The organism is Pseudomonas sp. LAIL14HWK12:I1 (assembly GCF_003202095.1).
GTDB lineage: Bacteria > Pseudomonadota > Gammaproteobacteria > Pseudomonadales > Pseudomonadaceae > Aquipseudomonas > Aquipseudomonas monteilii.
Map to the genome: position 1 here is coordinate 656,431 of NZ_QJKG01000001.1, position 23,043 is coordinate 679,473.

30 protein-coding genes and 1 pseudogene are annotated in these 23,043 nt (G+C 54.8%); 17 read left to right on the forward strand and 14 right to left on the reverse strand.

Annotated elements, in window-relative coordinates; genetic code table 11:
* Positions 1-35 precede the first annotated feature (35 nt).
* From D906_RS02880 to D906_RS26970, 3 genes are all read left to right on the forward strand, one after another.
* A complete protein-coding gene (locus D906_RS02880; protein WP_027615246.1) occupies positions 36-1,862 on the forward strand; it encodes an ATP-dependent endonuclease in 1,827 nt (608 codons plus the stop codon).
* A 233-nt stretch (positions 1,863-2,095) separates the two neighbouring features.
* On the forward strand, positions 2,096-2,383 hold the full coding sequence (locus tag D906_RS02885; RefSeq protein ID WP_027615247.1) for a DUF3892 domain-containing protein: 288 nt from the start codon (positions 2,096-2,098) through the stop codon (positions 2,381-2,383).
* Between the two features lie 735 nt (positions 2,384-3,118).
* Positions 3,119-3,253 carry a type II toxin-antitoxin system Phd/YefM family antitoxin gene (locus D906_RS26970; RefSeq protein WP_081741860.1) on the forward strand — a complete coding sequence of 45 codons (135 nt, stop codon included), beginning with the start codon at positions 3,119-3,121 and terminating at the stop codon, positions 3,251-3,253.
* Between the two features lie 459 nt (positions 3,254-3,712).
* Here D906_RS26970 and D906_RS02895 read toward each other — a convergent pair whose 3' ends face one another.
* The 3 genes from D906_RS02895 to D906_RS02905 are packed head-to-tail and all read right to left on the reverse strand — an operon-like array spanning position 3,713 to position 4,713.
* The gene (locus D906_RS02895; protein ID WP_027615248.1) at positions 3,713-3,922 is read right to left on the reverse strand and encodes a hypothetical protein; all 210 of its coding nucleotides are present in this window, start codon (positions 3,920-3,922) and stop codon (positions 3,713-3,715) included.
* Complete coding sequence (locus tag D906_RS02900; RefSeq protein ID WP_027615249.1) at positions 3,919-4,320, reverse strand: hypothetical protein; 402 nt, start codon at positions 4,318-4,320, stop codon at positions 3,919-3,921. The genes D906_RS02895 and D906_RS02900 overlap by 4 nt, the downstream gene beginning before the upstream one ends.
* A gap of 27 nt (positions 4,321-4,347) precedes the next feature.
* Positions 4,348-4,713, reverse strand: a complete 366-nt coding sequence (locus tag D906_RS02905) for a hypothetical protein (protein WP_027615250.1) — start codon at positions 4,711-4,713, stop codon at positions 4,348-4,350.
* A gap of 17 nt (positions 4,714-4,730) precedes the next feature.
* On the opposite strand from D906_RS02905, the gene D906_RS02910 reads away from it, so the two are divergent.
* Positions 4,731-5,180, forward strand: coding sequence for a 3'-5' exoribonuclease (locus tag D906_RS02910; RefSeq protein WP_027615251.1), 450 nt, complete (start codon positions 4,731-4,733; stop codon positions 5,178-5,180).
* Positions 5,181-5,269: 89 nt separating this feature from the next.
* On the opposite strand, the gene D906_RS02915 is transcribed toward D906_RS02910, so the two are convergent.
* Positions 5,270-5,485 (reverse strand): nucleotidyltransferase family protein, encoded by a 216-nt coding sequence (locus D906_RS02915; protein ID WP_371262237.1) that lies wholly within the window; start codon positions 5,483-5,485, stop codon positions 5,270-5,272.
* A gap of 128 nt (positions 5,486-5,613) precedes the next feature.
* On the opposite strand from D906_RS02915, the gene D906_RS02920 reads away from it, so the two are divergent.
* Both D906_RS02920 and D906_RS26975 read left to right on the forward strand, forming a co-directional pair.
* Entirely contained in the window at positions 5,614-5,838 is a 225-nt protein-coding gene (locus D906_RS02920) for a hypothetical protein (RefSeq protein WP_027615252.1), read from the forward strand.
* A gap of 30 nt (positions 5,839-5,868) precedes the next feature.
* Complete coding sequence (locus D906_RS26975) at positions 5,869-6,081, forward strand: GNAT family N-acetyltransferase (RefSeq protein ID WP_371262241.1); 213 nt, start codon at positions 5,869-5,871, stop codon at positions 6,079-6,081.
* A gap of 26 nt (positions 6,082-6,107) precedes the next feature.
* Here D906_RS26975 and D906_RS02925 read toward each other — a convergent pair whose 3' ends face one another.
* The 3 genes from D906_RS02925 to D906_RS02935 all read right to left on the reverse strand — a co-directional run bounded on the left by D906_RS02925 (position 6,108) and on the right by D906_RS02935 (position 8,713).
* On the reverse strand, positions 6,108-6,317 hold the full coding sequence (locus D906_RS02925) for a hypothetical protein (RefSeq protein WP_081741861.1): 210 nt from the start codon (positions 6,315-6,317) through the stop codon (positions 6,108-6,110).
* A gap of 110 nt (positions 6,318-6,427) precedes the next feature.
* A complete protein-coding gene (locus D906_RS02930; protein ID WP_027615253.1) occupies positions 6,428-7,603 on the reverse strand; it encodes an MFS transporter in 1,176 nt (391 codons plus the stop codon).
* Positions 7,604-7,684: 81 nt separating this feature from the next.
* On the reverse strand, positions 7,685-8,713 hold the full coding sequence (locus tag D906_RS02935; RefSeq protein ID WP_027615254.1) for an alpha/beta hydrolase: 1,029 nt from the start codon (positions 8,711-8,713) through the stop codon (positions 7,685-7,687).
* Positions 8,714-8,936: 223 nt separating this feature from the next.
* Here D906_RS02935 and D906_RS02940 point away from each other — a divergent pair, with 223 nt between their 5' ends.
* Positions 8,937-9,884 (forward strand): AraC family transcriptional regulator, encoded by a 948-nt coding sequence (locus tag D906_RS02940; protein ID WP_033694625.1) that lies wholly within the window; start codon positions 8,937-8,939, stop codon positions 9,882-9,884.
* A 245-nt stretch (positions 9,885-10,129) separates the two neighbouring features.
* A complete protein-coding gene (locus tag D906_RS02945; protein ID WP_027615256.1) occupies positions 10,130-10,471 on the forward strand; it encodes a cyclophilin-like fold protein in 342 nt (113 codons plus the stop codon).
* A gap of 33 nt (positions 10,472-10,504) precedes the next feature.
* On the opposite strand, the gene D906_RS02950 is transcribed toward D906_RS02945, so the two are convergent.
* Complete coding sequence (locus D906_RS02950; protein WP_027615257.1) at positions 10,505-11,395, reverse strand: LysR family transcriptional regulator; 891 nt, start codon at positions 11,393-11,395, stop codon at positions 10,505-10,507.
* 103 nt (positions 11,396-11,498) lie between these two features.
* Between D906_RS02950 and D906_RS02955 the strand changes: the two genes are divergently transcribed.
* The 4 genes from D906_RS02955 to D906_RS26515 all read left to right on the forward strand — a co-directional run bounded on the left by D906_RS02955 (position 11,499) and on the right by D906_RS26515 (position 13,478).
* Positions 11,499-11,942, forward strand: coding sequence for a cupin domain-containing protein (locus tag D906_RS02955; protein WP_027615258.1), 444 nt, complete (start codon positions 11,499-11,501; stop codon positions 11,940-11,942).
* A gap of 171 nt (positions 11,943-12,113) precedes the next feature.
* Entirely contained in the window at positions 12,114-12,488 is a 375-nt protein-coding gene (locus D906_RS02960; RefSeq protein ID WP_256204589.1) for a cupin domain-containing protein, read from the forward strand.
* A complete protein-coding gene (locus D906_RS02965) occupies positions 12,457-13,254 on the forward strand; it encodes a carboxymuconolactone decarboxylase family protein (protein WP_027615259.1) in 798 nt (265 codons plus the stop codon). Before D906_RS02960 ends, D906_RS02965 begins: the two co-directional genes overlap by 32 nt.
* The gene (locus D906_RS26515) at positions 13,251-13,478 is read left to right on the forward strand and encodes a hypothetical protein (RefSeq protein WP_155953453.1); all 228 of its coding nucleotides are present in this window, start codon (positions 13,251-13,253) and stop codon (positions 13,476-13,478) included. Before D906_RS02965 ends, D906_RS26515 begins: the two co-directional genes overlap by 4 nt.
* A gap of 14 nt (positions 13,479-13,492) precedes the next feature.
* On the opposite strand, the gene D906_RS02975 is transcribed toward D906_RS26515, so the two are convergent.
* Complete coding sequence (locus tag D906_RS02975; protein WP_027615261.1) at positions 13,493-13,714, reverse strand: hypothetical protein; 222 nt, start codon at positions 13,712-13,714, stop codon at positions 13,493-13,495.
* A gap of 87 nt (positions 13,715-13,801) precedes the next feature.
* Here D906_RS02975 and D906_RS02980 point away from each other — a divergent pair, with 87 nt between their 5' ends.
* Together D906_RS02980 and D906_RS02985 are read left to right on the forward strand one after the other, a co-directional pair.
* Positions 13,802-14,419 carry a histidine phosphatase family protein gene (locus D906_RS02980; RefSeq protein WP_027615262.1) on the forward strand — a complete coding sequence of 206 codons (618 nt, stop codon included), beginning with the start codon at positions 13,802-13,804 and terminating at the stop codon, positions 14,417-14,419.
* Between the two features lie 223 nt (positions 14,420-14,642).
* Positions 14,643-15,437 carry an OBAP family protein gene (locus D906_RS02985; protein ID WP_027615263.1) on the forward strand — a complete coding sequence of 265 codons (795 nt, stop codon included), beginning with the start codon at positions 14,643-14,645 and terminating at the stop codon, positions 15,435-15,437.
* Positions 15,438-15,631: 194 nt separating this feature from the next.
* Here the strand turns inward: D906_RS02985 and D906_RS02990 are convergent, their stop codons facing one another.
* Entirely contained in the window at positions 15,632-16,012 is a 381-nt protein-coding gene (locus D906_RS02990) for a helix-turn-helix domain-containing protein (protein WP_027615264.1), read from the reverse strand.
* Between the two features lie 156 nt (positions 16,013-16,168).
* Positions 16,169-16,855 (reverse strand): hydrolase, encoded by a 687-nt coding sequence (locus tag D906_RS02995; RefSeq protein ID WP_027615265.1) that lies wholly within the window; start codon positions 16,853-16,855, stop codon positions 16,169-16,171.
* 206 nt (positions 16,856-17,061) lie between these two features.
* Between D906_RS02995 and D906_RS03000 the strand changes: the two genes are divergently transcribed.
* On the forward strand, positions 17,062-17,523 hold the full coding sequence (locus tag D906_RS03000; RefSeq protein ID WP_027615266.1) for a RidA family protein: 462 nt from the start codon (positions 17,062-17,064) through the stop codon (positions 17,521-17,523).
* 19 nt (positions 17,524-17,542) lie between these two features.
* Here the strand turns inward: D906_RS03000 and D906_RS03005 are convergent, their stop codons facing one another.
* A complete protein-coding gene (locus D906_RS03005) occupies positions 17,543-18,421 on the reverse strand; it encodes a LysR family transcriptional regulator (protein WP_033694645.1) in 879 nt (292 codons plus the stop codon).
* Positions 18,422-19,350: 929 nt separating this feature from the next.
* Here D906_RS03005 and D906_RS03010 point away from each other — a divergent pair.
* Positions 19,351-19,506, forward strand: a pseudogene (locus D906_RS03010) (general stress protein); the annotation flags it as partial.
* A gap of 322 nt (positions 19,507-19,828) precedes the next feature.
* Here the strand turns inward: D906_RS03010 and D906_RS03015 are convergent.
* Positions 19,829-20,809, reverse strand: coding sequence for an NmrA family NAD(P)-binding protein (locus D906_RS03015; RefSeq protein WP_177409438.1), 981 nt, complete (start codon positions 20,807-20,809; stop codon positions 19,829-19,831).
* A 76-nt stretch (positions 20,810-20,885) separates the two neighbouring features.
* The gene (locus D906_RS03020; RefSeq protein WP_027615269.1) at positions 20,886-22,337 is read right to left on the reverse strand and encodes an efflux transporter outer membrane subunit; all 1,452 of its coding nucleotides are present in this window, start codon (positions 22,335-22,337) and stop codon (positions 20,886-20,888) included.
* Between the two features lie 80 nt (positions 22,338-22,417).
* On the opposite strand from D906_RS03020, the gene D906_RS03025 reads away from it, so the two are divergent.
* On the forward strand, positions 22,418-23,032 hold the full coding sequence (locus D906_RS03025) for a TetR/AcrR family transcriptional regulator (RefSeq protein ID WP_027615270.1): 615 nt from the start codon (positions 22,418-22,420) through the stop codon (positions 23,030-23,032).
* The last annotated feature ends 11 nt before the right edge of the window (positions 23,033-23,043 follow it).

The following is a 23,043-nucleotide window of genomic DNA, read 5'->3' on the forward strand; positions in this document are numbered from 1 at the left end:
CCAACACCAAACATGAGCATGAGTGAGATAGGGAAATGTCGATTCCAAAAATAACGAAACTTTTGATTAAAAACTTTGGCTGCATTGGGCCTGAGGGAATTGAGGTTGATATCGACAAAATTGTTGTTCTTGTCGGGGCAAACAACTCTGGAAAAAGTACAATCCTTAGAGCATTTGAAGTAGTCACTGAAGGCCAAAGACTTACCCAAGATGATTTCCACAATCGGCAGATAGTTCCGGATTCATTGCCGGAGATTGAATTACATTCGGTAGTTATTGAGGAAAACAAACCTGGTGTGGAGTGGTGTGCTGTCGCACCAAACGACACCTGGGTCGTAAAGGAGCGGTGGTCATGGGCAGGGGCCAACGTCGACCCGGTTCGTATCGGGTACAACGTCGAACTAGGGCGATGGGCTGAAGCCGAAGACAGAGAAAAAATGCCCTGGGGCATGAGATCTTTATCGAACTCCAGACGCCCGAAACCCCATCGCGTCAATACATTCGATAGCCCGGAGGCCCAGAGCAAGGCTATTACTTCGTTGCTTAAAAGCTTGCTCGAAGATGATATTAAAAAAATCAAAGCCAACGAAGAAGACGAAAATTCTCGATACGATAATATTATTGCCAGCCTGAGAACCCTTCGCCAAGACTCAAAAGATATTCAAGCTGCTGGGATTGCATCCATGCAGACCCAGGCAAATTTGATTCTGGAGCAGATCTTTCCTGGCTACCAAATGAAGGTAATATCCCCTGAAAGCGTGGCTCCGATCAATATCGATTTACTCGGGGAAGAGTTCTCACTCGAGATGGGCGCAACAAATGGGGCATCCTTCCCGCTAGAAAAGCAAGGCAGTGGTACGCAGAGAACTGCCCTGTGGGCCATCCTCAAGCTACTCGCCGACAAAGGTATCAAGGCCCGGACTGTAGGAAGCAAAGCGAAACTCTACCACGAGCCCCTGGGTGCAAACATCTCTCATATTTTGCTGATTGATGAGCCAGAAGTAGGCCTACACCCACGTGCCACTCAGGCCGCACGGGATGTTCTTTACTCCCTACCTGACAGTGAAAACTGGCAGGTGATGCTCACCACCCACTCGCCAAGCTTCATCGATCTTGCAAAAGATCACACAACCATCATTCGTGCGGAGAAAGACCACGATCATAAGGTTTCCGCTACAACGTTGTATCGCCCGGATCGAGTGCAGCTGGACGAGGACGATAAAGAAAACCTCAAACTGATGAACCTCTTTGACTCGCACATCTCTGAAGCCTTCTTCGGCGGCAAAGTATTAATTGTCGAAGGCGACACAGAGTATACAGCCTTCAACTACATCCGTGACCGAGAGGTCAATAACGGTAGCCTGCGATACAAAGACATCAACATCATCAGGGCTAGAGGCAAGGTCACAGTGGCATCGATGATGAAGGTATTAAACCACTTCAAGACCAAATACTATGTCCTTCATGACACTGATCAGCAAAAGACAAAATCCCGCTCACTCGATAAGAAAGCTAGCGTAGACGGAAAGAAAGTCTACAACGAGACTGAAATCACGAATCCTGCTTGGACAAACAACACGAAAATTCTTGCCCAAATGAGCGACTACTCCCGTGTTGTGGCCTCTATCGGTAATTTTGAAGCAGCCTATTTCTCAGAAGTAATTGAGAGTGACAAGCCTGAGAACTCTATGAACAACATCAAAACCAATGCCGAGCACTACAATGTAGTCAAGCAATTGCTTGATGGGATTCTTGGCTTCGACGATACAGCCTTACCTTCCGGCTCTATCGCTTGGTCAAGCATGGATGAAATCGATCAAGCAGTGAATGCCTGGAGGGACAGCGTCACAATTGTAAGTTAATGCCCAAGTGAAGGCCCCACTAGCCTGGGGCCTTTCGAGTAAACAGTGATTTCGCGCATGCTCTCTGAAAGCTCCGATACTTCTAAGTCCAGCACCCAAGCAATGAGCTAGCCAACAATTTGGCGCCAACTTTTCAGCACCCATCAGCCTTTGACACGGATAGCCAAGAGCCACTACAAAGGAAATTGTGGACTTAATCCGCTATCCAACGATCATCACGAAAGGAACTCGCAATGGCTGACGTAGTAGTGACATGCATTACCAAACCTAACGTGAACAGTTCCCATGAGCACATAACCCACCTGGGCAACCCAAGTGCGGGCTGGAAATGGACAAGGGAACAGGTCATTCAAAGTATCGATGCCAAATCCAATACCTTTTATGTACAAGACCCAGCGAGCGGGAAGAAGGCTTATATCGGCGTAGTTAGGGAGAACGGCAAGGCCGCTTATCTGCGAACTTATGCCGATGGGCAATGGAACAACAACCTGCTCTCCTTGAATCAATGCCCACTAGGCTAATTCTTAACAAATTAGCTACCAGGCTGGGCTCTACATAGATTAAATAACTAATTCATTATTGCGGAGCCCGACTAGCTGCATTGCTACCAGCAGCGAGTCAATGCGAGACCATGCTGGAACTCAGAGATCTGCAAGCGGAGCGCGCAGACGGGAGGATGAAAGCCCGACAGGGCCAAAACCCGCCTTGGGCGGGATTTGGTTCACGCCAGCCGTCCGCGAAGCGGCCCGCAATATCTTATCGATGAAGCTTACTGAAGCGTTCCACTAACTTTGCAGGAACAATCGACTGCCACGTTTCAAGCACGGTGGTTTTATAGAATAGATTAATCCCCATCCCTACAAAAAATACCGCAGTTAAGCAGGCAAGAGTAAATGCACAACGCGTTACATCACCAGCATATTCTGCGAACCCATTCACAGAGCTATAATGATAACCATCGACAATCGAGCCCAAGCCAAAGAAAAACGCGATCCAAGCCAGAACAAACACCACTGCGGAAATTACCACCCCGTTGGCCCAGATGCCAAGTTGTAACTATACCGCAGGCTCGACACCATTAGGATGTCACCGTCAGCAGGGTTAACAGTATGCTCAAAGCCCTTATTTTTAACTTTACTCTCTTGATTTTTATTACCCCCTAAAATTTTTAATTCTAGCCTTTTCCGAACTCCTCAGAAAAATTGTTAGGGCATTCTAAAGTTTCAAATTAGCACTTCATCCAAAAAGAGTTCAACATGCAGGTGATCAGCGTAACGCAGGCAAGAAGGGGCTTCAGGCGGCTCGTGAGGCTCCTCCAGGAAGGCCATTCATTCGTGATCACTAGGAATGGAAAGCCGGTCTGTAACCTAGTGCCGCCTGATACGCCTTGACCTGCGCGCAGTGTTCGGAAAATCCGCAAAGAAATCCGAAAATTAGGAGTCTTCCGGGCTGTAAGCCAGGCGTGCCGAGGATTCCAGGGATTCCTTGAATCCGCAAAATTGCTAGCTCGGCCCTGCGGGCACAGCTGTCGTGAACCAAACCCCTACTGCGCCGGGATTTGGCCCTGCGGGCGTCCATCTTCTCGCCTCTGGCCCTCCGGGCCGGCGCGCTCCGCTTGCAGCCATGGCCATGTCCAATCAGCTCTCGAAGTGAGCCTGTACCTGAGTAATGACTGAAGCCCGTGTCATGCTTGGAGTGCATCTGGGCAACCTGAAAATGAGCATGATAGATTGCCGAGCAGACAGGACATCGTTCACTTACCTCTACGTTGGACTACGTGGCCAAGGACGGGGACGAGATCAAGCCGACACTTCATTAAACGAGTCCGTCGCGTCTAGAGATCACTGCAATCAGTGAACTGACTGCCCAAGCGTGCCGGCCTTGTGCAGCTGGTAGTCGATGACGGTTTGATACAGGTGATCAGCCTCGATGCGAAGCCGCTCCACCACATCGGCTGGTTGCCCCTCGTCCACAGCCCTCTGATGGTCACGGATCGCTTGGAGAGCCTGCTGCAATAGCGGCTCGCCGGCTTCTGCCATACCCAGGATCGTTCTTTTCACTGCGACCTCGTACTGGATCTGTGGGCCCGATGGGCGTTCAGGTGCTCAAGCTCCTGTTGCCACCCGGCCACAAACTTCTCGAAGTCGCGCAGATAGGGCCCCTCTGCCAGCCGGGTAGACCCAACACTTGCCGCTTGGAAGCGCTGCAGCCATGGCTCGGGGATGCTGTCCTCGACGACCAGCTGAACATCGTTGTGGAGCTTCGAGGTGACGACATCGACGAGCTCCTGGGCGAAGAGTTGATCACCGCTCACGACGCCCTGCAGAGCCTGTTCAACCTCGTCGAGTTCAGCCAGCACCTTTTCAGCACGAGCGTCCCCAGGCTGTAGATCGGCAAGTGCCCACAGCGCTCTGCGCCTCGCGATCTCCAGGCTCCGCAGTCGATGATCAATCGTCACATCACTTCTCCCTGCCGCAAGTGGACGTCACAGGCCAAGTTCGACTTCTAACTGCGATCCCCGCAAGGTACGGGTGAGCTCGCCTCTCGGCAGTCTTGCCAGGATCCCATCGGCGAGGTCATTGGCGTGCCGGGCGTACAACGTGACAACACCTGGTACAGGCACGCGATCCGGAACGAGGGCCCCGACTCGCACCTGGGCAATTTTCAGTATATTCACGACATCTGCGGGTAGCGTGTCGGTCGACAGGTGCTCGACGGTCGGCCTTGAGGGAGGGCTCGCACCGCCCCACAGATCTACAATCGTTTCCAACAGCTTTTCGGGGCCGAAATACGCCAAGGCGATTTCCCACAGACAGCCTTCCTGGGACAACTCAAGGCGGGCCCTAGTCATTGCAGAGGTTCCAACAGATGAGGCTCTTTCTCGATTGTGAGTTCACTCAGCTCACCGCGCAGGCAAAGCTGATCTCCCTGGCTCTGGTTGGCCAGGATCGCCGGGAATTCTACGTGGAAGTGATGGACGCGTGGCGAGAAAAAGACTGCAGTGAGTTCGTGCAGGAGATCGTACTGCCGCAGCTCTGGGGAGGCGAGTACGCCATGCCGATTATCGAGGCCAGAGCGGCGCTCCTAGGGTTCCTGGCAACCTATGACGAAGAGCTCGAGATTGTCACTGACGCACCTGCCTACGACTGGGAGCTGTTCTGCGAGCTCGCCTATGACGATGGGAAATGGCCCAAGAACGTCAGAAACTTCCCTACTGATGCCACGACCCTGACCGCGACGAATGATGGGGAAGAACTGCCTCATCACGCCCTGCTCGACGCCAGGATCATCGCAAGCATGTTCACAGCTACAGCGTAACCATCTCACGCTCAATGGATTGTCTGAGGTGCTCAGGCATGTTGTTGGCGACGTGGAAGTCGACCGGGACGCCCACCATGGCCTGAAGTTCATCCTCGAGTTCGGCGATGTCGAATAAGGAAATCTTGCCAGGCCATTGCTGGAGGGATGGTGGCGAGCAGATCGAGGTCACTCCCTTCGTGGTCATCGCCTCGAGCGATAGAGCCGAAGAGTTTGGGCTCAGTGAAGTCATAGGTCTCGATCAGGCGTCGGATGTCCCCTTGCTTGCCTCGTATCGCGTCAATGGGCTTCATACATTTCTCCATGAACCACTGCCTCTCTGGTTGAATGTACAGACGGATTCACCTTGGCAGGCGCTTGTCGATAATCGCTGTTGCTAGCTCCAAAAAGGCATCTACGCTCGCTTTTCTAGCCAGCGACCGAGGTCAAAACGATGCCCACACTTCCTCCGATTGAGGACAGTGACGAAGAATGGCACGCCTTTGCCGAAGAACGCTGTGAGGAACTCAAGCCTCATGTGGCGGAGTTCATCCTGGAAAGGTTCACGTACAAGCCCAGATACGTCCAGCAGCGGGTGTGCCGAACCTTCGCGACCGTGTCCGCCCTGAGCCCGCAGTTCGACATCTACATCCGGATGTTTGTGAAACCAAATGACTAATGGCCAAGGGAGTGCCTTGTCCTGGCTCGGATCGGCTTCACAAAGGAACGTGTTGGACATGGTCAAGCGCTGGTGCAGCGCCTCGTGGAGTTGGCTCCCCAATTCGACTATCGGTACTTAGCCATCGAGTCTGCCAATGCCAACGCATCAGCGTTCGCCGAAAGGCTGGGATTCAGCCCGCGCGACAATGGCCGTCACAGGATCGGTGCGGTCGACGACGTGCAGAAAGCCTTGAATAGCTGATAGGTAAGACCTGGTCTGCCAGAGACTCAATGGCCTTTCTCTGCCGGCCTGCCAAGGGCTCGAAGCTGATAATCAGTGACGTCTTGAAAGAGATGCTCAGCCATCAGTCTGAGGCGCTCCAACTCCATACCCACGACCCCATCAACTTCGGCCTGATGATAGGCCTTCAGCGCTTCCATAGCCTCGGTGTACAGCGGATGGTCGGGCAAGAGTACCTTGCTCAGATCTTTTTTCACGATCTCTCCCTTTCGCCATGGCTAGCCCACTCGCTGTCATGCCAGCATGGCGCAAACCAAGCAACGTGAGCCAAGGAAGGATAGCTGCCCCACAATTGCGGTGCCGTATTTCACCTGCGATTTGTGATAACACTCAGCGTGGTTGCGATGAACAAGAACGCGCTACTGGCAATGAAGGTAGCCTGATAACCCATCCCGTCGTACAGCACCCCGCCTGCAGTTGCACCAGCAGTGATCGCCAACTGAATAACCGCGACCATCAAGCCACCACCGGCTTCTGCATTGTGTGGCAGCGCTTTGGCCAACCAAGTGAACCACCCAACAGGCGCACAGGTCGCAACCAGCCCCCACAACCCCAACAATGCGGCGACCGGAACCACCCAGCTACCAACCGCGATCACGGCAAATACGGTGGCAGTCATGATCAACGGTATGCCTATCAAAATTCTATTCAGGTTTCGGCCAACGAAGGAGCCGACCAACATAGTGCCCACCAATCCTGCCACACCGATGATCAAGAGCAGGAGCGAGAGCGTGGGCACATCGACATGCGTGACCGTTTCCAGGAAGGGTCGCAGATATGTGAATAGTGTGAACTGACCCATGAAGAGAAACGCTACTGCAGCCATGCCGAGAGCGACTTTGCTGTCTCCCAGCAAACGCAAGGAGCCGGTGGCCGATACTTGAGTCCGCTCACTCGGCATGGCCGGCAGTGTGAATGCTTGCCAGATCAACGCCAATGCGGCCAATGGCACGACGCAAAAGAATGCCCCTCTCCAGCCAATCATGCCGCCTAGGTAGCTTCCAACTGGCGCTGCGATTGCCGTGGCCAACGCTGTACCGCCCTGCATAACGGCAATGGCCTTCGGAACGAGCGCTTCAGGTGCGATGCGCATCATTACTGCAGTGGACATCGACCAATAACCACCAATGGCAATCCCAAGCACGGCGCGCCCTACCATCAAGGTGAGATAGTTCGGAGCAAAGGCCACCATCCCACCTGAAACCAGCATGAGCACAGTTGTGGCAAGCAGGACAGGCTTGCGGTCGATCCCCTGGGTTAAGCTGGAGAGCAACAAGCTTGTGATGACAGCAAGGAAGCCGGAGATGGAAATAGCCTGGCCGGCCTGCCCCTCAGTCAATGACAAATCGGATGCAATCGGCGTGAGCAGGCTCACCGGCAAGAATTCAGATGCCACCAATGCGAAGGCACAGAGTGACATCGCCAGGACAGCGCTCCAGACCTGACGACTTGAGTGTTGAAGGGAGATTGCTGGGCTGCTCATGGCGGTTCTCGTTGTAGCGATTTCAAAAGACACATGCGCCCAGGCCCAGCTTTCAGGAGCTGGGTCTGGGAATAGCAGTAGTTACTTGAGGTTTTCTCGGAAGAAGGTGGTCAGCTTGCTGAAGGGGATCAGTTCGACGCGGTCATAGAGATCGACATGGCCTGCGCCTGGCACGATTACCAACTCCTTGGGTTCGCCGGCAAGGCGATACGCCTCCTCGCTAAACTCACGGGAATGAGCTTCCTCTCCTGCGATGAACAACATTGGACGAGGCGAGATCGTCTCGATGTCATTGAACGGATAGAAGTTCATGAACCTGACGTTACTGGTCAGAGTCGGGTGGGTCGTCAGAAGCGGCGACAACCCTTTGGGTGTGAACTCACCACGAGGTGTGCGGTAAAAGTCGTAAAACTCCCGCTCAATGGCATTAGAGCTCTCTGTTAGCTGATCCACTGTGCCACTGGTGTACTTGGTTTCGCCTCCGGCAAACTCGACATCACGCTGGGCTACTGCTTCGGCGATAGCCTTTTTGCGCTGTTCGACCGAGACGCCATGCTTGAGTCCATTGCGGTTGGCGGCACCCATGTCGTACATGCTGACCGTGGCAATCGCTTTCATGCGTGGATCAATTTTCGCAGCACTGATGGCGAAGCTGCCGCTTCCACAGATACCCAGCACGCCAATACGGTTCCGATCAACGAAACCTTGAGCACCGAGATAGTCGACCGCCGCACTGAAGTCTTCGGCATAGATGTCCGGCGACACCAGATTGCGCGGACGACCGTCACTTTCACCCCAGAACGACAGATCGATGGCCAGGGTCACGAAGCCCTGCTCTGCCAGCTTTTGGGCATAAAGGTTCGAGCTTTGCTCCTTTACCGCCCCCATCGGGTGTCCAACGATGATTGCGGGATGCTTAGCATTCACGCTCTGTTTTTTTGGCAGATACAGATTCCCGACAGTGGTCATCTGGAACTGGTTCTTGAAGGTGACGCGCTCGAGTGAAACCTGCTCACTCTGATAGAAATTGTTGGCCCCATGGGACATATTGGCGGCTCCCGCAGTGAGTGAACTGGCCATCAAGGCAAACGTAACGAACAAAGACTTCATGCACATCTTCCTGTCTGCTCGAAATGGAAGGGATGTGAGAGGACATCGCTCACGGACGCTAGGGTCTTCTCACCTGCCACCCATGTTCCCCGCGTGCACCAGCACACCAGTAGAGCAAACCGGTAGTTTTCTTGCCTAATTGTCCAGAGCTAGCTGACTGGGCATGGACACTTAAAGCGACGCGCGAGTAGTGTTTCGCTATACGCTGATCGGAACGCTCACCATGCCCGCAACCGCACTGCCGCCTTCATGCACGAACCCAAGGGCCACACTGTGTAGGATCATCGGTGCCCACGCGCCCACCGCTGGAGATTTCGCGACAAGCATTGCAGGCCTAAGCGTCTATCGACGCAACGCACCAGCCCCACCGATTACGTGCATTGTCGAACCAAGCATCGTTTTGGTTGCGCAAGGGGCAAAGGAAATGGTTATCGGCGGTGACGTATTCCCATACGACACGACTCGTTTTCTGGTCACATCGCTAAACATTCCCGCCAACTCTGCGGTGACTGTGGCCAGCGAGGAAGCCCCCTGTCTTGGCTTGGTGTTCAAGCTCGATTTGCGCACACTGGCCGAATTGATCGCGCAAGATGGTCGCCCTCCTGCGAGCGGTCAGTCCTTTTACACCAGCGCTGGAGTTGGTGGACTGGGCCAGAAGCTATTGGAGAGCTTCACCCGCCTGATTGAGCTGTTGGAGGAGCCCGATGCGATCCCGGTGCTCTGGCCCTTGATTCAGCGAGAGATACATTATCGGTTGCTGCTAAGTGACCAAGCCCCTCTCCTGCGCTATATCGCCTCCGTTGGCAGCAAGGGTCATCGAATCGCAAAGGCCATCGACTGGATGAAGCTCAACTACGCCGAGCCTCTGCGGGTGGACGAGCTCGCCTCTAAGGTACAGATGGGCCTCTCCACATTCCATCAGCACTTCCGGCAGCTCACCGCAATGAGTCCACTGCAGTACCAGAAATGGTTGAGGTTGAACGAGGCAAAACGCTTGATGCTCAACGAACACCTCGATGCAGCGACTGCCGCATTCAAGGTTGGCTACGAAAGTCCATCGCAGTTCAGCCGCGAGTACGGGCGCCAGTTCGGCATGCCTCCAAAACGCGATATTGCGGAACTGCGTTTAGGTGCGGAAAGGTCAGCTTCCTCCCTCCCCATCGTACCCTGATCCTCAGCCTATAAGACGTCGCCCAACCCAGGATACAAGGAGATGCAATGAGAAGGCACACACCCCACAGGGCTTTATGTCCTATAACCGAAAAGGCCGCTGTCTATCGATGGCCTGTTCTGCAGCACCTTGGTAGGGTAAGTGGACTACTGACACTTGTTTTAGCTCACACATTTCCGGCTAGTGCATCTGATTTCCAAACGGCGAAATCTGGCGAAGCGAAAGCTCAACAGGAGATACCCTACATGCAGATGTCAGTAGGCGAGCGGCATTACAGAATCAGGTTGGCTGACACTGAGGCAGCTCGTGCCTTCTCCGCGTTGATACCCCTGACGCTTGAAATGGCCGATCTCAACAGTAACGAAAAGTATGTCGATCTCGCGGTATCACTCCCCAAGGATGCGAGCGTTCCAGGAACGATCAAGGCAGGGGACGTCATGCTGTATGGATCAAAAACCCTGGTGGTCTTCTACAAGACATTCAAAACGTCCTACTCTTACACCCGTATCGGAAACATTGAAAACCCCGACGGCCTGATGCAGATGCTTGGCAGTGACGATATCCGAGTCGAATTTTCCCAGCACTGAAAGCCGGCTGGACATATGACATCACGCAACCTCTTACTCGCTTCGGAGTGCTTCAAGAACAACCCTGAAAGCAGCGGTTTGCTGCCGGCGCGTGGGGTAGTAAAGGTGATAACCAGGGAAGAGCTCCGACCACTCAGCCAATACCTCTTCGAGGGCACCGCTGCCGATATGCTCCTGAGCGTGTACATCGGTCACCTGGGCCAAACCCACCCCTGCCAGACAGGCATCCAGTATTTGCAACGAACTGTTCATGATCAGGGGCCCTTGCACCCGGACGCGAAACTCGCTGCCATCGTGGGTGAACTCCCAAGGATAAAGGCCGCCGTGCGTAGGCAACCGCAGGTTGATGCACCTGTGGGCCATCAACTCCTCGGGGCGGCGGGGTACTCCATACCGCTTCAAGTAGGCGGGTGAGGCTACGGTAACCATCCGCATGGGCGGCCCAATGGGCACAGCCACCATATCTGCATCGATGATGCCGCCCAAACGTACACCCGCATCGAATCGCTCGGCAACGATGTCGGTCAGGCCGTAATCGGTCATCAATTCAATCGTGACATCCGGGTAGGACTCGATCACCGGCTGTAGTTTCGGCCATAGAACATGGCGGGCGGCGAACTCATCGGCTGTGATCCGCACCGTCCCTGAGGGGTGTTGCCCGAACTCGGTCAGGCCACCCAGGTGAGCATCGATCTGATCCAATAGCGGCGCGATATCTTGAAGCAGTTTCTCCCCTGCCTCCGTTCGCGTGACACTCCTGGTGGTACGGGTGAGGAGGCGAACACCGAGGCGTTCCTCAAGACCCCTTACTGTCTGGCTAACGGCTGAAGGTGACACACCCAATCGTGCCGCTGCCCGAGTGAAATTACTCTCCCTGGCTACGGCCACAAAGACCACCAGATCGCTCAGATTGTCTGCTTTCATTGTTAAGCTCAGCTTCAAACCGATTTCTTGATTTTGCTAATACTCGAATTAAAGCGCGGTCGCTACAGTTGTCTCAATTACATTTTTGAGAGGTTAAAACAACATGGCGGCCAACAACCTTTCCAGCGTGGCCACGCAAATCCACCGTGCAGGCTCGGCCAATGCGATCCAAGGGCCTGCCGAATGGTTCACGGGGCGAGTACGCATCGACCGCGTCTTCACAGCGCCTGCCCCCGCTCGAGTTGGCGTTGCAGTGGTCAACTTCGAGCCAGGTGCTCGTACCCACTGGCACACTCATCCTTTGGGACAAGCCTTGCTAGTTACCGATGGGGTGGGCTGGACGCAGTGTGAAGATGGCCCGAAGACCGAGATCCGCGCAGGCGATCTGATCTGGTGCAACTGCGGACTCCGACATTGGCATGGCGCGACGGATACTACGGCTATGCAGCATGTCGCGATCAATGAATATATGGATGGGAGGGCCGTAGATTGGCTGGAGCCAGTGACTGACGATGTCTTCCTGAGTGGCCCGGTGGAAAAAGGCTGAGCTGAGATCACGTGCTACCCAAGATCTCTGACCATGAGGGTTTCCAACATGAATGCTCACCCCATCACAGCTGCGATATGCCTCTCTGCGTTGCAACTCGCATCGAGCGAAGCAGCTGAAAATTCCTCATCCCGCCAACAGGAAATAACCAGAGCGGGTAAACAGGCCTCTATGGTTGGCCCCTCTCAATTCTTCACCGGTGCCGTGAGGATTGATCCGGTGTGGCCTGCGGACTCGGGTATTAGCGCCTCGGGAAGCTTCGTGACATTCGAGCCGGGGGCACGTTCTGCATGGCATACCCATCCTGCTGGCCAGCGGCTGGTGGTCACTTCGGGGGTAGGCCTGACTCAACAATGGGGCGGCTTTATCCAGGAGGTTCGTCCTGGGGATGTCGTGTGGTGCCCTCCAGGCATTAAGCATTGGCATGGAGCTGCCCCCACAACGAGCATGACGCACCTTGCTGTTACAGCGACAGCTGAAGGTAAAAATGTCCACTGGATGGAGAAAGTGACCGATGAACAATACAGCGGGCCGCATGCTCAGTAAGTGGATCAATGCCGGGATAGCAACCACATTCATGATTGGACTAGGTGCTACGGAGATGGCCTCGTCTGATCCAATCGGAACGCGCAATGTCATGAGCCACCCCATTTCATCCCAATCAAATTCCAAGTTGCTGAGCGAGGAACAACAAGCGGTTGTCGTCGCAGCCGCGCTTGCTGCCATTGGTGACTTGCCCCGCTTGAATACTGCTCTGGATCAGGCCTTGGATTTGAAACTAACGGTCAGCGAACTGCGTGAGGTACTTGTACAACTCTACGCCTATGCCGGCTTCCCCCGATCTCTCAACGCGCTGACGGAGCTGATGCAGGTGCTGGAATCACGCAAACAGCGCGGCATCGTTGACGATCCAGGTCGCGAACCTAGCCGTCCAATACCTCAGGGTGACGCTCTGCTGGCCGCAGGTACCGCTAACCAGACGAAGTTGTCGGGTTCACCGGTTGAGGGGCCCCTGTTCGATTTTGCCCCGATAGCTAACCAATACCTCCGCACTCACCTGTTTGGTGACATATTCGAACGAGACACCTTGGATTGGAAGACGCGTGAGCTGGCCACAGTGGGAATGCTTTCCGCGCTTGCGGGAGTCGAGCCACAGCTTCAGGCACACATGCGAATCAGCACAAATACAGGAGTCACGATTCCGCAGCTACGCCATCTCTGTCAAACTTTGAGTGACCGTGTGGACACTCAGTCCGGTGATCGAGCCGCAAATGCTCTAGAAAAACACGTGGCAAGCACTGCCAAGGGATGATTAACCATCTCACGCTTGATGGATTGCCTGAGGTGCTCGGGCATGTTGTTGTGGACGTGGAGGTCGACCGGTACGCCCACCAATTCGGCTATCGCTACCTGGCCATCGAGCCTGCCAATGCCAACGCATCAGCGTTCGCCGAAAGGTTGGGCTTCAGTCCACGCGACAATGGCCGTCACTGGATCGGTACGGTCGACGACGTGCAGAAAGCCTTGAATAGCTGATAGGTAGGACGTGATCAGCCAACGGCTCGATGGCCTTTCTCTGCCGGCCCACCCAGGGCTCGAAGCTGATAATCAGTGACGGCTTGAAAGCGATGCTCGGCCATCAACCGCAGACGCTCCAGCTCCATCCCTTCGACTCCATCAGCTTCGGCCTGATGGTAGGACTTCAGCGCTTCCACAGCCTCGGTGTACAAGGGGTGGTCAGGCATGAGCACCTTGCTCAGATCTCTTTTCACGATCTCTCCCATTCGCCATGGCTAGCCCACTCGCTGTCATGCCAGCATTGCGCAATCCAAGCAACGTGAGCCAGGAAAGGATAGTTGATGAAGAGCGTCAGGCTGATACGCCATGGTGAGAGCGCCGCCAACGCTGGCGAGCCTACCAGGGATCACGCAAGCATTCCTTTGACGGCAAAAGGCTTGGAGCAAGCCCAAATAGTCGCTCATTTCCATGCGAGCGCTCCTGGCCTAATCGTCGCCTCGCCGTTTCTGCGCGCCCAAGCGACCGCGCTGGCCACCACGGCCATCTATCCAAATGCAGCTTTCGAGACGTGGCCGGTTTACGAATTTACCTACCTGGCGCCGGCACGCTGTGTGGATACGACGCTCGCACAGCGGCGGGGCTGGGTCGATGCCTATTGGCAGAGATCAGATCCTGCTTTTTCTGACGGTGAGGGAGCGGAGTCCTTCCGTGATCTCGTGGCCAGGGCTCTGCATTTTCTTGACCGAATCACAGAACACTCGGCCAATGAGATCGTGGTGTTTTCGCATGACCAGTACCTCAACACCGTGCGATGGCTCCTCGAGAAAAAGCCGCAGGAGATCGACGGTGATGCAATGCTGGACTGGCGTAAGTACGAGATAGCGAACCATATCCCGAATTGTCAGGGGTTCTCGCTCAGTGGGCATACGGACGGAAGGGGCTGGGGTCTGGGTCGTTGAAACCTCAACTACGAACGTCAGCATTTTGCTGACCTTATCTTCACGCGCTTTTCACATGCGATGCCCGAGACTCCAGCTATCCCTACGTGTGATAGACCTTGCCCGCCTAGCAGCGGGCTTTCTTTTGCTCGCAATTCTTAATCGACGCGGCCCGTTCGTCCGCTAGGCTGTCCGCTTCATCGGCCATGGTTGTCCTCTAAAGACACCAACCAGAGCCTTTCTCATGCGACAGCTATTCCAAACGATAACCCTTCCCCTCGCCTGCACTCTGCTGTGGGCCTGTTCCGCTCCCGAAACGAAGTCGCCTGTGGAAACACCAGGCAGGCCCGAGTCTGCTAAAACCCAGCTGCTGGAAGCCGGCGCCGCGACGCTACAATCCAAGCCTCCCATTGACGCTATCAACGCCTACCTGGATGGCTTTCACTTCTACAACGGCCATCCGGACGTGCAGATGGAAGCTCACCATTACTGCTCGATCCTGAATGAGGAGGTCATTCAGTGTGTGATCTTCGACGGCAACACCAAGGGCGCGAAAATCATGGGCGTCGAGTACATCATCGACGAGAAGCTGTTTGCCGGGTTGCCACCCAAGGAGAAGGCGATGTGGCACAGCCACGGGTATGAGGTCTCCTCTGGGCAGTTGATCGCGCCAGGCATTCCTGCACCTGCTGAACATGCCCTGATGGAGCGCCTGGCGAATACCTATGGTAAGACATGGCACACCTGGCACACCGATCAGGACAAAGCGCTACCGGTAGGCGTTCCGCAGTTGATGATGGGCTTTACCGCAGATGGGCAGGCTGACCCGCAGATGGTCGAACAGCGCAATCGGCGCCTGGGGGTGGATGCAGCAAAGACAAAAGCTCAGCGGGCCGATATTCGAATACCTGCAGCTGATCCCCATGCTGATGGCTGGCAGCACGGTAACGTCATTCAAATCACCGATCCAACCGGCGCGCATCTGCACCGCCCCGCTAAATCGACCCCGGTAAATGCCAACAGCCGTTCCAGCCAATAGCACTTGGGGCAAAGGCATGTATCTATTCTCTGGGCGTGCCCCGCTGGGGACGGCTGTCGTAAACCGCACCCTGACATAGCCAGGTTACGGCCCTATCGGGCTTCCATCCTCACGCCTCTGGCCCATCCGTGGGCCGGCGCGCTCCGCTTGCAACGGCGCAGGCCGCTGCATCACGGGAGCAGAATATGGATCAGCTAGTTGAATTGCTGCTGCCATGCCTGAGGCGTCACTCCTTCGACTGTCATAAACGTTCGACAGAAGTGGGGCTGATCGTAGAAACCGCACTCCAGAGCGATTTCTACCAGCATCATCGTCGAGGCCTGCAGCAGCTCTTTGCTCTTCCTAAGCCGCTGCTCTCGCAACCATTGTTGCGGTGTCGCTCGCGTGCTTGCCTTGAACATCCGCGTGAAATGACTGCGCGACAATCCGCAGGCTTTGGCCAGCTCGGTGACCGAGATGCCAGTCTCCAGATGACTCAACATCATTTGCTTGGCCGTTATGACCTGCGAGGGTTTGAGCCGCCCCTTAGCCTGAAACTTGACTGTAGCCAAGACGATGCCATTAGCTCCGCTCATGGGATCAATCCATCCTGAAAATTCGAAGAGCATGTAAACCGGGCATCTCGGATATCTAAAGCCGCTTCAGAATGTTTCCATCTCGATTCGCTGGCCCGGATCAGTTTGGGCCAGCCCCCGCTTCTAGATCAAAGCAAGCCTGGGGCTGACAAGACGTCAGACCGATGCGGCCACGGGCGCCAAGGTGGGGCCGTGCTGAACGCGTTCTGGCGATTTGTGCACCATGGTGTAGGCATAGTCGACACCCATGCCGTAGGCGCCGGAATGCTCTTTGACCAGCTCCATGACAGCATCGTAGGTGTCGCGGTTCTTCCAGTCGCGCTGCCACTCCAGCAGCACCTGTTGCCAGGTCACCGGCACCACACCTGCCTGGATCATGCGCTGCATGGCGTAGTCGTGAGCCTCCTTGGTCGTGCCGCCGGAAGCGTCGGCAACCATGTAGATCTCATAGCCTGCATCGTGCATGGCGGAGAGTGCGAAGGTGGTATTGCAGACCTCAGTCCACAACCCCGAAACGATGATCTTGTTCCGAGCGTTTTTCTTGAGCGCGTCACGTACCTTCTGATCGTCCCAAGAGTTCATGGATGTGCGCTCAAGCAACGGAGCGTCAGGAAAGACCGCGAGCAATTCGGGGTAGGTATGTCCGGAGAAACTCTCGGTCTCGACCGTGGTGAAGGTAGTGGGCACATTAAAGATCTTGGCTGCTTTGGCCAGGCCTACGGTGTTGTTCTTCAACGTCTGCCGGTCAATGCTCTGAACGCCAAAAGCCATTTGCGGCTGTTGATCGATAAAGATCAGCTGGCTGTTGAGGGGGGTCAAGACTTCAGTGTGTGGATTGCTCATTGTTCTTCCCTTTTGCTGAACGGTGTCGAGAGTTTTTCGGCGGGTCGTCGCCGAGTGCCAGCACAAGGTAGCGAAATACTCAGCGTAACGTTGGCGCACTTTTGCGTCTTTGATGGCGCATTTATGCACCGCCGAAGGTGTGCAATCCGATGCTAGGATCTTCGCCAGTCGGATCACATCGATCCATTTTCGCCAAGGAGATTCCAATGGCCGCTTCACGACCTTTCAACGATGACACCGCCTATTGGGGCGTTCCATGGGAAGACGGCTACGGCTATCCGCAAGCGCGGCGAGTTGGGAGCGAGATCTTTATCTCGGGACAGTTCAACCATGACGAAGAGGGCAACCTGGTAGCGCCGGCCCCACTGGATGCTGACGGTCGTCCGAGCGATTTCTCGGCTATGGGCGAACAAATGCGGGTGTCCTACGACAACATTGCCAAGTTGTTGGCTCTGTATGGTGCCACCATGCAGGATGTTGTAGAGGAGACGCTATATGTGTTGGACATGGACGCAGCCTTTGCCGTAGTCGGCAAGGTGCGCAAGGCGGCCTATGGCACAGAACGCCCACAGGCGGCCAGCAATATCATCGGTGTATCGCGGCTCGCCCAGCGTCCTCAACTGATCGAGATTGTGTGCCGTGCTGTGATCGGTGCACAGGCTAAGTGACCTGCGCTCCCGGTTTCAACTATGAAGCCGGGATGGCCTGCTGACCTTCGACCAGAGGTTTGAGGTCGGCTACGGCAGCCGCGCAGTACGTCATGAACGCCTTCACTCGCCAGGACTTCCTGATGTCCTGGTGGGTAAGCAGCCACAACTCATCTTGAAGTTCCTGCACGACTGGGCCGGCCCGAACCAATCCGGGGGTGATGTCGCCCAGCATGCAGGGGAGAAAGCCAAAGCCCAGGCCCGCCGCAATCGCAGCGCTTGCTGCCGCCACGGAGTCGGTGCGGTAAGAAATGTACTCAGAGGGCACGCGACATTCGACGTAGTTCGTTGCCTTCAAACCGCACAGGCCTCCCGAGTAGGAAATCCACGACTGCCCCTCAGCGAAGGGGTCGGCAATTGCCGACTGTTTAAGGCTGCCATATGGGGCCCAGGCTATATTGGCGAGCTTGCGGCCTACGAGAGTATCTGCTGGTTTTCTTGTCGCACGCACCGCAATGTCCGACTCGTCTCTCGCCAAGCTCAACGTCTGATTACCTACCAGCACTTCAATGCTGATCCCCTCATTGAGGGCTTTGAAGTCCGCGATGATCGGCGTGAGAAAGTACAGCAGCAGCGAGTCGCTGGTAGTGATTCGCAGTTTCCCCAGGGGGCCTTGCCCGGCACGGGATACCCTTCGGGTGACACTGACAATGTCCAGCTCAACGCGCTCGGCCAGGGCACGCAGCTCGGCACCTTCGGCAGTCAGCAGATACCCCGCCTTGCGATGATCGAAAAGCGCGACCCCAAGCGTCTTCTCAACTTGCGCGACCCGGCGCGAGACGGTGGACACATTGATGCCGAGCTTCTTGGCCGTGGCGACGCGATTGCCACAGTCGCTCAGTGTTTTGAGGATCCGCAAGTCGTCCCAAGACAGCTGGCTTACAGCTTCTCCGGCATCCCATTTCGGGCCATTGGTGTTTGTAGAGACTGGGACACTTCCAGCGGACGACTTCACGAAAATGCTCCAGATTGGGGGCGTCGATGATACGAGAAAGGGCAGCATCAACCAAGCTGCTAGGGCGAACGACTTTATATTGCCCGTGAAGATGCCGGTAAGCGGCAACACCGTGTCTCACGCCTAGGGAGCTTGCTAGATAACTAGGCCGAACTGAAACAATTAGGTCGGCATTCAGATAATCTCGACCTTTATCACGCAATAGATCGCGCGTTACGACCTTTCGCGCACCCGATGGTTCAGGTGAGGCGTTGAAATCACGCATCCGGTTGTACTTTTCCAGGCCAGGGACGCTCGGGTCTTCCTTTTGAATGTCGCCTCTACCGATAAGCGCTTGAATCAGCCCATCGAGGGAAACGCCTCGCTTGTTGGCTTCCGCCGTGAGGGCCTGGACTACCAGGGTGTCACGCAGCGCCGACAGCGGCTCTCCGGCTTCCAGCGCTTCCGCTTCACTCAAGACTTGAACTTGGGCAAGAGCGTCCGGGTGACGCCGCAAAGATCATGAATGCCAAGGCCGTGTCGTCCATTCCCCGAACCCCCTCTGAGACCGTGTCCAAATTTGAGGGGGCGAGAAGGACTTCAGTTCAGCGCAAGAGCCGAATGGGCAGGGCCTAGAGCAGTTCTACTAGGATGCTAAGAGTTAGCTCGCCACAGTTCGTGAACCAGCTTTCTTAGCGCAATCCGTCGGGCAAAAGCGAAATTCAAGTGAGCGAACTACCCGCTTTCAACCCTCCGAGTTGAACACAGACTTTCCTGTGTGCCACATGAGGTGAAAGGTCATGGCTAACAATCAAGGTAATCGCGGTCATCAAGGCGGCACTGCTGAGAACAACCCAGGCAACTTCGCTAATGACCGCGAAAAAGCGTCTGAAGCAGGTCGCAAAGGTGGCCGAGCGTCGGGCGGGAACTTCGCCAACGACCGTGAGCGTGCTTCCGAAGCTGGACGCAAAGGCGGGCATAACAGCCAAGGTGGTGGCCGCAATAGCTAAAACCGCTAAGCGGGTGTGAGCTATGCCAGGGTGCTCATCACCCTGGCAACTCCGAAGACCCGAATAATTACGTAAGGATACGAGAAGGATTGATGCCCGTACACGGACAGACTAAGAGGATGCCGGGGGCTTCGCGAGATTTAAATACTCGCGTCTGCAGCTCCCCGAGGGTTCAGCTTTACCTGGAATTTAACTAAAACTACCCTACAGTCGCTTGACCACAAAGTGCATTCACAGATTTGAAGCCTTCACAAACATCCCGTGCTTCATAACTTCAAACTGCGCCCACCAAAAGCAATACACTGGGTGTCGCTCCGCTTTACTAATCCCTGTCACGAGCTCGCAGCACCCGCTCATTCGAAGCGAGAGCGTCTTTCAAATGGGTAGGGCTCCGGCCCAGCAATTTCTCTAGGGTATCGGTCACCTCCTCATACCGCCCACCTGCAATCAACCGCGTGAGGTTTTTCAAGTGCGCTGCTGTATGTGCACTACGTTCTGCAAGCACTACATCCAGCACCTGGTCGCTAGATTCCAGAGGCTGGGCTACATACTGCACATCGTAGCCAAGAACACTCGACAGTGTTTGAGCAAATTCATTACCGCCCACCAACTCAGGCCCAGTGAGAGCGTAGTCCTTTCCAATGTGCTCTTTAGGCTGCATGAGAATATTCGTGCAGACTTCTGCAACATCAGTAGCCGCAATTGGAGAGAGTTTTGCATTTGCAAAAGGCAAATTCAGCTCCCCTTTCTCCATGACATTCTTGATTGGAAACCAAGTAAGCAACGGATTCTCAACAAAAATAGTGGCGCGCAGGTTAACCGCTGGAAGACCTGACCAATTCAGCGCCTGCTCAGATAACCAGTGCGCCCGCTGCTGGGGTGACCAGTCGTCAACAAGCCCGCCCAACCACTTGAGCCGATCTGAAGTTGGCGCTGACATACGTTCAAATGTCATATAAGACTGCTCAACATTCGAGATATTGACAAACATCTCGATATTACCTTGCTGCAAAGCCGCCGCTATCATTACTAAATTGGCATCGAGATAGTAAGATGAAACACTCATAGTAAAGAAAATTCGTCGACACCCCTTCAGCGCTTGCACTACGTCCGCGAGTTTGAGCAAGTCCCCCACAAACACTTCCGCGCCTAAATCACGCAGTGCTTGCGCCCTAGCGTCATCAGTCCTGACGAAGGCCCTTACGGGATAGCCCTGTTTAATTAAACGGCGGGCGATATCTCCGCTTATAGAGCCTACTTCACCGGCTGCTCCGGTGATTAAGATGGGATGCTGTACAGTCATGATATTTGCCCTCTTAAATAAAGTTAGAATTTAACTACTTATAGCGCATAAACAAGAAAGAGATTTAATAAATTAATCATTGCATGGTGGTCATTGAGGTTGGAGTCCATCCCCCTCCCAATGCTAGGTATGTTGCGATGGCCGCACGTGCTGCTTCAGTTTCCGCTACCGCCCTTGTGTCTGAAGCCTTCAGAAGTTGCTGATCAGCATTCAAGACATCGATGAGGCTTGCCGCCCCCTTTTGATAACTAGCGAAAGATGAACGACGCGCCTGGGCCAGAGATATTTCGCCCTGGCTCAATGACTGTGCCTGCGTCTGCCGGTTGATCAAGGCAGATAAAGCGGTTTCTACATCCTGAGAGGCGCTCAGCACCGACTGTCGATAAGCAGCCAAAGCTTCCGCCTCGCGGCCCTTGGCTAGGCTGATTTCAGAGTTGATACGACCGAAATCGAAAAGCCTCCATCTCAAACCGAAAAATGCTGACGATTGGTTAGCTCCACCTGAAAAAAGTTTTCCATCAGAGGTTGAAGCGCTACCGATAAGAGCTCCGAGAGAAAACTTTGGGTAATACTCACTGATTGCACTGCCAATCTGAGCATTAGCTGAACTGAGCCTACGTTCTGCAGCGATCAGATCTGGCCGACGGCGGAGAAGCTCTGCCGGCTCGCCCATGTTCAACAACTGAGGCGGCTTCGGGATGTGTGAAGCTACCGACATTTCAGATCGGTGAGTACCTGGAGCACTGCCAAGAATAACGTCCAGAGCATTGAGCGAAGCTTCCAGACTTGCACGGAGTACAGGAATAGTCGCTTCTACCTGTGAAAGCTCCCCTTCGGTCTGCCGGACTTCATAGTCTGCAGCTAGGCCTTTTCGATTTAGCAGTTCGACTTTGCTCAAGAGCGCCCGCTGATTTTTCACCTGATCCTCTGCAATAGCCAGGCGAGCCTGAAAACCTCGCACAGTGGTGTAGATGTCAGCTGTCTGGGCGGCAATCGCGAGACGAGTTGCGATTGCCCCAGCTTCGGAGGCCTGATATTGAGCCAAGGCAGCTTCACGGTCGCGGCGCAGCCCCCCGAACAGATCGACCTCCCAACTTGCCTGAAGATTGAGTTCGTAGCTGCTGCCATAGCGGTCATAGCCCGGTGTTGAGTTCAAGACTTTACCCAATGGTGTCTCAATCGACTGATGCGAGCGAGCCGCCTCGCCATCCACACTCGCCGAAGGTATGAGAGCTGCCGTAGCCGAACCAAGAGTGGCCCGAGCTTGCGCAACGCGAGCCTGAGCCTGTGCAAGCTCAAGATTCTGTCCCAATGCCTTGGTCACAAGCGTGGTCAGCACCGGATCCCCGAAGCCTTCCCACCATTTATCGAGGCTATAAGTGGTTGCGCTCGACGAGATCTGCGATCCGCCACGGCTGATGTAATGTGGCGCCAGTGGTGCGTCTGGCTGTTTATAATCCGGGCCAACCATGCACCCCGCAGTGAGGCTGGAACTCAGCAGCAGCGCAATTGTTCGGTAGGGAAGCATGACGATTCTCGTAGACCAGTGCAGAAGGTGACCATATCATGAATTGGTCACAGCCTGTCAATCAGCTCCAGGATGCTTCAATGACCAACTCCCCCTCTTTGCCGGCAACACGCGGCCCCGCAGACCATGACGTCAGAGACCAAATCATTCACGCCGCAATGGAGCATTTCGCTCACTACGGGTATGAGAAGACCACCGTGTCTGACCTCGCGAAGGCCGTGGGTTTTTCAAAAGCGTATGTCTACAAGTTTTTCGAGTCCAAGCAGGCTATCGGCGAGGTGATCTGTGCCAACCGCCTGGCTATGATCATGCAGATCATCAACTCCAGTATTGACGCAGCGCCAAGCGCTACGGAGAAGCTCAGGCGCCTATTTCGTGCGGCTGCAGAGGCGGGGTCTAACCTTTTCTTTCACGACAGAAAGCTTTACGACATAGCAGCAGTGGCGTCCCGCGACCAATGGTCTACCGCAAGAGCCTATGAGGAAAATGTGCGCCTGATCATCCAACAAATCCTGGCCGAAGGCCGGGCCTCGGGTGAGTTCGAGCGTAAAACTCCAATGGATGAAGCAACGCTAGGAATTTTTCTAGTGCTCAGACCCTATGTGAATGCGTCTCTCCTCCAACACAATCTGGATACGATACCCGATGCTGTGTTGCAGCTGCCCGCGCTGATCCTGCGAAGCCTGGCGCCTTAATAAAGTTGTGA